Annotated in this window: 10 protein-coding genes and 1 pseudogene; 4 read left to right on the top strand and 7 right to left on the bottom strand. The window is 46.6% G+C overall.

The genetic code is table 11. The features are described from left to right. The 5 genes from QZ147_RS06730 to QZ147_RS06710 form a co-directional block, all read right to left on the bottom strand. Positions 1-190: NAD-binding protein (locus tag QZ147_RS06730; protein WP_295148504.1), on the bottom strand; the 190-nt coding region annotated here is incomplete at its 3' end. Then, entirely contained in the window at positions 147-1061 is a 915-nt protein-coding gene (gene galE / locus QZ147_RS06725; protein ID WP_295148502.1) for a UDP-glucose 4-epimerase GalE, read from the bottom strand. The genes QZ147_RS06730 and galE, both read right to left, overlap by 44 nt. A 183-nt stretch (positions 1062-1244) precedes the next feature. Continuing rightward, a complete protein-coding gene (locus QZ147_RS06720) occupies positions 1245-2156 on the bottom strand; it encodes a DNA ligase (RefSeq protein ID WP_295148500.1) in 912 nt (303 codons plus the stop codon). Continuing rightward, complete coding sequence (locus QZ147_RS06715; RefSeq protein WP_295148497.1) at positions 2153-3211, bottom strand: NAD-dependent epimerase; 1059 nt, start codon at positions 3209-3211, stop codon at positions 2153-2155. The genes QZ147_RS06720 and QZ147_RS06715 overlap by 4 nt, the downstream gene beginning before the upstream one ends. 20 nt (positions 3212-3231) lie before the next feature. Next, positions 3232-4341, bottom strand: a complete 1110-nt coding sequence (locus tag QZ147_RS06710; protein WP_295148495.1) for a 3'-5' exonuclease — start codon at positions 4339-4341, stop codon at positions 3232-3234. Positions 4342-4404: 63 nt separating this feature from the next. Between QZ147_RS06710 and waaC the strand changes: the two genes are divergently transcribed. Genes waaC through rfaQ form a run of 4 tightly spaced genes read left to right on the top strand, consistent with a single transcriptional unit; the run spans position 4405 to position 8114 of the window. Continuing rightward, a complete protein-coding gene (gene waaC / locus QZ147_RS06705) occupies positions 4405-5391 on the top strand; it encodes a lipopolysaccharide heptosyltransferase I (RefSeq protein ID WP_295148492.1) in 987 nt (328 codons plus the stop codon). Further along, on the top strand, positions 5384-6277 hold the full coding sequence (locus QZ147_RS06700) for a lipid A biosynthesis lauroyl acyltransferase (protein ID WP_295148490.1): 894 nt from the start codon (positions 5384-5386) through the stop codon (positions 6275-6277). The genes waaC and QZ147_RS06700 overlap by 8 nt, the downstream gene beginning before the upstream one ends. Continuing rightward, positions 6271-7035, top strand: a complete 765-nt coding sequence (locus QZ147_RS06695; RefSeq protein WP_295148486.1) for a glycosyltransferase family 2 protein — start codon at positions 6271-6273, stop codon at positions 7033-7035. The genes QZ147_RS06700 and QZ147_RS06695 overlap by 7 nt, the downstream gene beginning before the upstream one ends. After that, positions 7032-8114 carry a putative lipopolysaccharide heptosyltransferase III gene (rfaQ, locus tag QZ147_RS06690; RefSeq protein ID WP_295148483.1) on the top strand — a complete coding sequence of 361 codons (1083 nt, stop codon included), beginning with the start codon at positions 7032-7034 and terminating at the stop codon, positions 8112-8114. Before QZ147_RS06695 ends, rfaQ begins: the two co-directional genes overlap by 4 nt. Positions 8115-8526: 412 nt before the next feature. Here the strand turns inward: rfaQ and QZ147_RS06685 are convergent, their stop codons facing one another. Both QZ147_RS06685 and QZ147_RS06680 read right to left on the bottom strand, forming a co-directional pair. After that, positions 8527-9288: a polysaccharide deacetylase family protein gene (locus tag QZ147_RS06685; protein WP_295148480.1), complete on the bottom strand. Its 762-nt coding sequence runs from the start codon at positions 9286-9288 to the stop codon at positions 8527-8529. Continuing rightward, a pseudogene (locus tag QZ147_RS06680) lies at positions 9278-9484 on the bottom strand (hypothetical protein); the annotation flags it as partial. The gene QZ147_RS06685 and the pseudogene QZ147_RS06680, both read right to left, overlap by 11 nt.

Below are 9484 nucleotides of genomic sequence, written 5' to 3'. Positions count from 1 at the left end.
GCGAGCCATTTTTGTAGCACTCACTTACGATATCAGCAAGCCCTGGCTCATATATAGGCACGACGCCATTTTTTAAAGAGGCGATTTTGTCCTCGTCTACATCCACGCAAGTTACGTCGTTGCCCATCTTCGCGAAGCAAGCACCGCTAACTAGTCCGACGTACCCGCTGCCTATTATTGCCATTTTCATAGTATCTCCTTCTTAAATTTTCTCTATTTTTTACAATGCCATACGCGCTTACTTTTTTAGCCGTTTCTATAACCTCTTTTACGCTAAAGCCGCGGCCGTAGCCGACGTTAAAGGTCTCGCTTTTTTCATACTCGTTTAGATACTCTAGCGCGCTTAGATGCGCGTCTGCCAGGTCGCTCACGTGGATATAGTCCCTCACGCAGGTGCCGTCCGCGGTCGGATAGTCGCTGCCGAAAATTCCCATGCTTTCGCGTTTACCAAGAGCCGTCTGCGTCGCGACTTTGATTAAGTGCGTGGCGTTTGGATAGTTTTGCCCGATGAGCCCCTCTTCGTCGGCGCCCGCGACGTTAAAGTACCGCAGAATCGCAAATTTGAAATTTTCATTTGAAGCTGCGTAGTCTTTGATGATCCACTCGCTCATTAGCTTGCTTCGGCCGTAGGGATTTATCGGATTTGCCGCGGTTTGCTCATCGACCTCGCCGATTTCTGGCTCGCCGTAAACGGCAGCGGTGGAGCTAAATATAAATTTATTTACGCCGTACTCTTTGCAATAGGTCAAAATTTTAGCTACGTTTGCGGTGTTGTTTAGATAGTATTTTAGCGGCTCTTGCGTGCTTTCAAAAACCTCGATAAATGCGGCAAAATGGATAATCGCGTCAAATTTGCCCTCCGCAAAAATCCCACTCAAATCATCCTCTAAATTTGCCTTTACGAACTTAAATTTACCGATTTTTTCGAGCGCGTCAAGCGCCTTTGTCGTGCCTTTGCAGAGATTATCCACGACCGTTATCTCGTGCCCGCCTTGTTTCAAAAGCGCTTTTAGCACGTGAGAGCCGATGTAGCCCGCTCCGCCAGTTATTAAAATTTTCATAAATTCCACCTCTTTAAATTTTAGATTTTGGATTTTATCATAAAAGATAAAAAGGTAAAATAAAAAATGCGGCGTTGCTAAACCCGCACGTTAAATTTAGCCGCCATACCACGCACCGAGCGTAAATTTACGGCACCGATCCCAAAGCGACCAAGCGGGCAAATTTGACCTAAACAGCCAAATTTAATCCTCTCTAACCCGCAAAAATATCGGAAACCTAGGCAACCCTTTTGCGGTCAAATTTTGATATTTGTAGGTTATTATAGAGCCGATCTTAGGCGGGTTTGCGCGCTCTTCGTCGCTAAAACCCGAGCCCACTTTAAATTTAACTCCGTGCGGGATTTGCTCGTCTGGGGTTGAGCCTGCCGCGCCGAGCGATTTGCAGGTTACCGAGCCCATGAGCCCGGCGTATTTACCCGTACCCGCGTTTATAGCAGTTACTTCACACTCGGCATCTTTAAATTTTTTATATTTCAGCGCGTTTTTGCTTCGTTTTCGCTCGTAGGGCACGTTTGGTTCGCGCACGACCGCACCCTCGCCGCCCTTTGCGACGATATGCTCGGCAAACGCCTCAAATTCGGCGTTATCTTTTACTTTTACTTGTTTGATTATCTTTAAATTTTGCCCGGCTTGCGGATTTTGCAAGATAAATTTTTCAAGCTCGCTAAGCCGCTCTAAAAGCCCGCCGCCAGCCCCAGGCACGTCAAAAACGTAAAATTTGATCTCGCTCCACGCCGTAACACTCGGCGTTTTATCCATCACGGTTGATTGGATTTTTTCAAATTCGCCCCGCGCGGTGTAAAGCTCGCCGTCAAGCGCAAATGGCGGAAAATGCGCGCTCCAGCCCTCCGGCGCGGCTAAAATTTTACCGTTTCGCGAACGCAAATTTCGCTCGTCCCAGTAGGCGCGCACGCCGTCGAGCTTCTCGCTAGCTAGCCAACCGCCGACGTTTTGACCTTTGTATTCGCTAAGTTTTAAAAGCTCAAATTTATCTTTTTTAGCATCATCTTCGCTCGCTGCATTATTTAGATTTTCACTCTGCGCCGCCAAAGCGAAATTTAAAAAGGCGGCCAGCAACAGCGCGAAAAATCTCAAATTTTAACCCCGTAAAACTCGCAGTACCACTCGATAAACCTAGCCACCCCATCATTTACGCTAGTTGCGGGCTTATACTCAAAGTCCGCCACCAGATCGCTCACGTCCGCAAAGGTCGCAGGCACGTCGCCGGCTTGCAGCGGGAGGAAGTTTTTTTCTATCTCGCGGCCGATTTTTAGCTCGACGGCCTTGATGTAGTCCATGAGCTCTACGGGGCTATTGTTGCCGATATTATAGACCTTAAACGGCGCGCTTGAAGTGGCAGGATCGGGATGCTTCGCGTCCCACGCGGGATTTGGCTTGGCTGGGTTATCGACGCATTTTATGATGCCCTTTACGATGTCGTCCACGTAGGTGAAGTCGCGCTTCATCTTGCCGTAGTTAAAGACGTCGATTTTTTTGCCTTTTAGCGCGGCATCGACAAATAAAAACAGCGCCATATCAGGGCGTCCCCACGGACCGTAAACCGTGAAAAATCGCAGTCCAGTAGTCGGCACGCCAAAGAGGTGCGAGTACGTGTGCGCCATCATTTCGTTGCTTTTTTTAGTCGCGGCGTAGAGGCTGATCGGGTGATTTACGCCTTCGTGCGTAGAAAACGGCATATTTTCGTTTAGGCCGTAGACCGAGCTAGAGCTTGCATAGACTAAATTTGCGGTTTGGTTGTGGCGGCAACACTCAAGGATATTCATAAAGCCGGTAACGTTGCTGTCGATGTAGGCTTGCGGGTTTATTAGCGAGTAGCGAACGCCCGCCTGAGCGGCTAAATTTACGACGCAGTCAAATTTCTCGCTCTCAAAAAGCTTTTTCATCGTCTCGCCATCGGCTAGATCGGCTTTTATAAATTTTAAATTAGGCTGCGTTTTTGAGGTGGTAAGCTTGCCATAGTCTATCTCGCTCACGTCAAAACCGGCCGTTTTTAGGCGCGCTAGCTTTAAATTTACGTCGTAATAGTCGTTTATCACGTCGTATCCGACGACCTCGTCGCCTCTTTTTGCAAGGGCATTTGCCAAATGAAATCCGATAAATCCCGCCGTTCCGGTTACTAAAATTTTCATGTTTTTCCTTCCGCTTTTAATCATTCGTCATCTAAATTTATTTCAGGCAGCGCCGCATCCGTAATATCTTCGTTTTCGCGCGCATCCTCGCTAGATTTTTCACGCGGCTTGTTTTTTAAATTTAGCGCTCCTCCTTTTTGCAAAAGTCCGCCAAGACCGCTTTTTTCAAGGTGCGCATCTAAATTTTGCGCGCTAATTCTAGGCGCGTCTTCGATCTCGTCCAGGGCTAAATTTTTATTTACGCTTAAAGGCTTGACGTCTAAATTTTGCTCCTTTCGTTTCGGATTGGCGCTAAAATTTTCATCTTCGTAAGAAATCCCGCCCTCAAGCCTAGCAAGCTCCGTCTCTACAGCCTCGCAAAATACCGGCGTATAGCCCATCTGGGCGCAGTTTGCCGCAAGCCACTCGCTCATCACCGAGATGTCATCGGCGTAATCATCCAGCGTCAAATTTCCGCGCAAAAGCTCGTATTTTAGGAAAAGCCAGTATGTGTTTAGCACGTCGCTTTCGCAGTATTCGTTGATCTTATCGATCTTTCCGTCAAAAAACAGCTCCATCACCTGATCGCCGTGCACGTCGTATTTACCTGGCAAATTTAAGCTCGCGCACAGAGTATCTAGCTTTAGCCCGCGCACGGAGCCAAACTCGCTCACGTGGTCAAGCAGATCAAAGTGAAATTTGCCGCTGTACCTGTCGCGGTAGTTGCCGTCCCATTTGCCTTTGCCAAGCTCCTTGTTTTCGACCTCGTAAAAGCTCGGAAACGAGACGTTATACCTCATCGCGCGAGTTAAAATCATCGGCAGGTCAAAGCCCCGCCCGTTAAAGCTCACCAGGCGCGGGTTGTGCGAGTTTACGAAGCCGATAAATTTATTTAGGATTTCGCGCTCGTTTGCGCCTTTCATCGTGCTTACGCGCAAAAATTTACCGTATTCGTCCGCCATCACCGCTGAAATCGCCACGACGCGGTGAAACATCACGGGTAAAAACTCGCTTCCGCTTGCTGCTTTTTGCGCGGCAAACGCCTGCCTCGCCACCTCCGCGTCGCTTCCATCAAAGCCGTAAATTTTACGCAAAAGCGCGGTGTCGGGCACCGTCTCGCAGTCAAAAACGCAGATATAATTTTTAGCCATTTCAAACCTTTTTTAGCTATTTTTGCCTAAAATGATAGCTAAAAATCTTTATAAAAGCGGTAAATGAGTAAAAATTTAAGCCCAAACATCGCCGTTATCAAGCTCTCCGCCCTGGGCGACATCGTTCATGCGGTAGTCATTTTACAGTTTATCGAAAAACACCTACCGCAGGCGAAAATAACGTGGTTTGCCGACGCCAAATTTAGCGAGATTTTGTTTCTTTGCCCGCAAATTTCGCGCGTCGTATCGCTACCGTTAAAAAACGGCGAATACAAAAAAAGTTTGGAGCTGATAGCCTCTGCTAAACAAGAGGGCGAATTTGACTACGTCATCGACCTGCAAGGGCTGATCAAATCCGCCGCGGTTGCGAAGCTTCTTGGCAAAAACAGTTACGGATTTGACAAATTTAGCGTAAAAGAACCGCTTGCGGCGCTGTTTTACAGACATAAATTTAGCTGCGACTACGGAGAAAATATCATCTTGCGAAATTTAAAACTTACGGCTTTTGCCTTAGGATTTAGTTTTAGCGAGGATGAAATTTTAGCCAAACAGCCTTGTTTTAGCGCCCAGCAAAGTAAATTTGATAGCTCAAAAAAGAAAATTTTGATCGCGCCTTTTGCTAGCGAGCCGAGTAAAATTTACGATAAATTTGGCGACGTTATCGCCCTGTTAGACGAGCCGCAAAATGAAATTTTTGTCTGCTTTAACGGCGAAAAAGAGGAAAAAGAGGCTCTAAATTTGATAAAAAACTCAAACGCAAAACCGCTAAACTTAAACCTAAAAGAGCTCGTAAATTTTATATCATCCTGCGACCTTGTTATCGGCAACGATAGCGGCGTGACGCATATCGCCTGGGCGCAAAATCGCCCCTCTATCACGCTTTTTGGTAACCGCCCCGCAGAGCGAAACGCCTACGCAACGCCCGTAAATTTAACCATCGACGCGGGTAAAAAAATAGACGCGAAAAAGATAGACAAAAGCGACTTTTGCGTGCGAGATATCGCGCCGCAGGCTATCGCAAACGCGGCAAAAAGGCTACTTGATGCGTGATTTGTTTTACCTTTGGCTTTATAGATTTTTTAAATTTATCTTTACCGTTACTCCCGCGTTTTTGCTGGATCCTTTTTTAAATTTCATCGCGTTTTTGTTTTATAAATTTGACGCCAAGCACACCAAAATCATCAGAGCAAATCTAAATTTCGCCTACGCGGACGAGCTAACAGCCGAGCAAAAAGAACAAATCATCAAAGATACGTACCAAAACTACGCCAAATTTGCGGTAAATTTTATAAAAAACCAAAACGCGAGCAAGGAAAAAATCCTAGAAAAAGTCGAATTTAAAAACCTAGAAATCTTTCAAAACGCGCTCGCCTCGGGTCGCCCGATCATCGTGCAAACGGCGCACTACGGGCAGTGGGAGCTTTTTTCTCTAGCGATGGCGGCAAAATTTGGAGGCGTTAGCATCGTCGGACGCGCTCTTGATAGCGCGGTCATGCAGCGTATTTTGGCGGCAAATCGCACCCGCTTTGATATCGAGCTCATCGACAAAATGGGCGGCGCCAAGCAAATTTTAAAAGCGGTCAAGGCGCGCCGATTAGTGGGCATCCTAGTCGATCAAAACACCGCCAAAGAAGAAGGCGTAGAGGTCAAATTTTTCGGGCGAAAAGTTTTGCATACGCCGGCAGTTAGCATTTTTGCGCAAAAAATGGACGCGCTCATCGTGCCGGCCTTTATCCGCGAAAAAGGGGCAAACCTTAGCGAAATTTGCTTTTCCCCGCCGATTGATATTAGGGATTTTGACAAAGATGAAGCCGTACAAAAGGCCACGCAAGCGCAAGCTGACGCCACCGAGGCCGTGGTACGCGAGAAGCCCGGCGAGTATTTTTGGTTTCACAAACGCTTTAAGCATTTTAACGAGGAAATTTATAAATGCTAAGCGTCGTAATCCTCACGCTTAACAGCGAAAAATACCTCGCCGAGGTGCTAAAAAGCTGCGAGTTCGCCGACGAAGTCGTCGTGGTCGATAGCGGCTCGCAGGACGCCACGGAGCAAATTTGCTCTGGGTTTAAAAACGTCAAATTTCACAAGCAAAAATGGCTGGGATTTAGTGCGCAAAAGCAGCTAGGAGTGGATCTAGCGCGTAATCGCTGGGTTTTCGTACTGGATAGCGACGAGGTGATTTTAGAGCCTTTGCGAGAGGAAATTTTGCAGGTTTTGCAGTGCCCCGAGTTTTGCGCATACGAGGTAGCTCGCGCAAATATATTTTTTGGCAAAGAAGTGAGCACTATGGGGCTTTATCCAGACTACACGGTTAGGCTCTTTGACAAGACGCAGGCGGAATTTGACGGGCGCGAGATACACGAAAAGGTCGTTTTAAAAAGCGCGCCCAAAACGGATGAACAAATCCAGGCAGACGCCGCAAATTTAACCGCCACCAAAAACCAAATCGGCAGGCTAAAAAACCACTTCAAACACTATGCCTACGACAGCATCGAGCAGTTTATCGCCAAGCAAAATCGCTACTCGAGCCTTGGCGCAAAGGGCGCAAAATCAAGCAAATTTAAGGCCGTTTTAAATCCCGAGTGGACGTTTTTTAAGCTATTTTTCCTAAAAGGCGGCTGGCGCGAGGGCTGGCGCGGCTACGTGATAGCAAGGCTTTACGCGCAATACACATTTTGGAAGTACGTAAAATGAAAGATAAAAAAATCAAAATCCTAGTTATGAAATTTAGAAACATCGGCGACGTGCTGCTTACGACTCCGCTCGTCGAAAACCTACGCCGCATCTACCCTGACGCGCAGATAGATTTCGCGCTAAACAAGGGCACCGAGGCGATGATCGAAGGCAACCCGAACATCCAAAACATCCACGTCTACGACCGCGCAAATATAAAAGAGGTCGGCTTTTTCAAGCGACTTTGGCGCGAGCTAAAGTTTATCCGCGCTATCAAAAAGCAAAAATACGACATCGCCGTGCAGACCACGACGGGCGACCGCGGCATCATCGTCGCCAAATACGCTAAAATCAAAACTATCGTGGGCTTTGAAGGCAAAAACAAGACCGTGAATAAAATAATAACGCACAAAGCCCCTAAAATAGGCGGCTTGCGCCACACCGTGGATCGTAATCTAGACGCCCTAGCCGCGCTAGGATTTGAGCCTAGCAGCAAGCGAGTAAGCGTGTATTTTAATCCAGACTGTATCAGTCATCTAAACTTACCGCCTAAATTTATCCACGTGCACCTAACTAGCCGCTGGATGTTTAAGTGTGCGGATGATGAAACTATGGCGCATATCATCGACTTTTGCGAGGGGCTGGGCGCGCGGGTCGTGCTAACGGCCGATAACAACGACGCCGAACTAAAAAAGCTGGACGACGTGCTGGCGCTGTGCTCCTCTAGCCCCGTAAATCTAGGCGGTAAACTCACTCTAAAGCAAACCGCCGCGCTATCAAAGCGCTCTGCTATGTTTATCGGCGTGGATACGGCGATCATGCACCTAGCCGCGGCCAACGACGTGCCCGTGATCGCGCTGTTTGGGCCTAGCGGGGCGTTTGAGTGGGGGCCGTGGGATAACGATCTAAACGAAAACGGCTACACGCAGCGCAACGGCAACCAAACTATGGGCAAGCACGCGGTATTTCAAAAAGACTGGGACTTCGTGCCGTGCGACAAAGAGGGGATGATAAAGCACGGCGTGGAGCGAACGCTGATGGATTTTAAAGATGAAATGCCGCTAATTGAACTAAAAATAAGACAAAATTTAGAGAAGTAAAATAACCGCTCGGCATACCATTCTCTTTTACTGCGATCAATGCGATATAAAATTAGTTATAGCCTTATTAAAGATACGACGCAGATTTGCTTAATGCAATACCCTCTTTAAATTTTACAACTTTTATACCGAATATTTTGCAGTCTTCGGTTTTAAAAGAAAAATTCAGTAGAAGTAAATATTTTACGGAGAAATAGACGGGCGGCGATACCGACCGATATACATCATACCGCTTGCTTAAAAAAGATAATAGTAAAATCTCAGAATTTATCTAAGAAAAACCAAAAAATTTGGAGCCGAATTTGCGCGTTATAGGATATTTCTTAACTTTGCACGGAAACTCGCCGACGAACCATTTAAAAAAATATGTCGCAATTAAAACGAAAGAAATTTTGGATTTTTTAATCTATATTTACAAATTTCTAATTTTGGTATATATCCCGCCCAAAAAATCGTTTTGATAGATAAAGAGCTTACGTCTTAGCCATGCGACGCCTTCTTTAGCGGCAAATCGTTTGATAGCCGATAGGTCGCCGTCTGGTCTATTTATACCTCGCTGCGTCGTGAAAAACGCCTCGTAGCCCGCCTGCCTAGCTAGACGGATCAAATTTTCGTCGTATTTGCCGCGCGGCCAGCACAAAAGCCTATCCTCGATGCCCAAATTTGCGCGCATAAACTCGCGGCACCGAGCGAAATTTTCCTCAGGTGGGAGCGTGCCGAAATACTCGTCAAAATGCGTATGCGTATGCGAGTGAAAGTCAAAAACGTCCCGCATCGCAGCTATTTCGTCAAGGCTCAAAAACACGTCCTGCGGGCGCTGGGGGGCTGCTTTTTTGTATTCGGAGTGAGTTAGCTCGGTAAACTCGCCACGCCGCAGGCTCGCGCGCTCTATCCACTGCGTCACTAAAAATATCGTTGCCCGCAGCCCAAACTCGCGCAAGATCGGATAAGCGTAGACGTAGTTGTCCTTCCAACCGTCGTCAAAGGTGATGAGGACGCTTTTTTTAGGAACGGTTAGCTCGCCTTTTTTGTAGGCGATAAATTCTCTCATCGCGAGCGTTTTGTAGCCCGCCTCCGCTAAAAACCGCATCTGCGAGGCAAAATCCTCAACGCTAGAAGTAATAAAGCCGCTATTTTTTAAAACATGATGATACATCAAAACGCTAACGCTCATTTTTTACCTCTGTTTTAGATTGAAATAAAACAAGAAATCCTATCAAATAAAAAAGGTATAAGATTCTTAAATTATACGTCTCAAATAAACCTCTTATACCAAAATAAGATACGGCCGAAATAAAAACTCCGGCAAATAATAAATTTTGCGTACTTTTAAAAGAAATTAAACTTTCTTTTAATAAAAAGAAAAATGA

The sequence above is a fragment of the uncultured Campylobacter sp. genome, from assembly GCF_905371695.1.
Taxonomy (GTDB): domain Bacteria; phylum Campylobacterota; class Campylobacteria; order Campylobacterales; family Campylobacteraceae; genus Campylobacter_A.
This window is presented reverse-complemented; position numbering and strand designations above follow the sequence as displayed.

Coding starts and splice junctions, on each gene's coding strand:
- galE (WP_295148502.1), bottom strand. CDS start 1,061: ATGAAAATTTTAATAACTGGCGGAGCGGGCTACATCGGCTCTCACGTG.
- QZ147_RS06715 (WP_295148497.1), bottom strand. CDS start 3,211: ATGAAAATTTTAGTAACCGGAACGGCGGGATTTATCGGATTTCATTTG.
- QZ147_RS06710 (WP_295148495.1), bottom strand. CDS start 4,341: ATGGCTAAAAATTATATCTGCGTTTTTGACTGCGAGACGGTGCCCGAC.
- waaC (WP_295148492.1), top strand. CDS start 4,405: ATGAGTAAAAATTTAAGCCCAAACATCGCCGTTATCAAGCTCTCCGCC.
- QZ147_RS06700 (WP_295148490.1), top strand. CDS start 5,384: ATGCGTGATTTGTTTTACCTTTGGCTTTATAGATTTTTTAAATTTATC.
- QZ147_RS06695 (WP_295148486.1), top strand. CDS start 6,271: ATGCTAAGCGTCGTAATCCTCACGCTTAACAGCGAAAAATACCTCGCC.
- rfaQ (WP_295148483.1), top strand. CDS start 7,032: ATGAAAGATAAAAAAATCAAAATCCTAGTTATGAAATTTAGAAACATC.
- QZ147_RS06685 (WP_295148480.1), bottom strand. CDS start 9,288: ATGAGCGTTAGCGTTTTGATGTATCATCATGTTTTAAAAAATAGCGGC.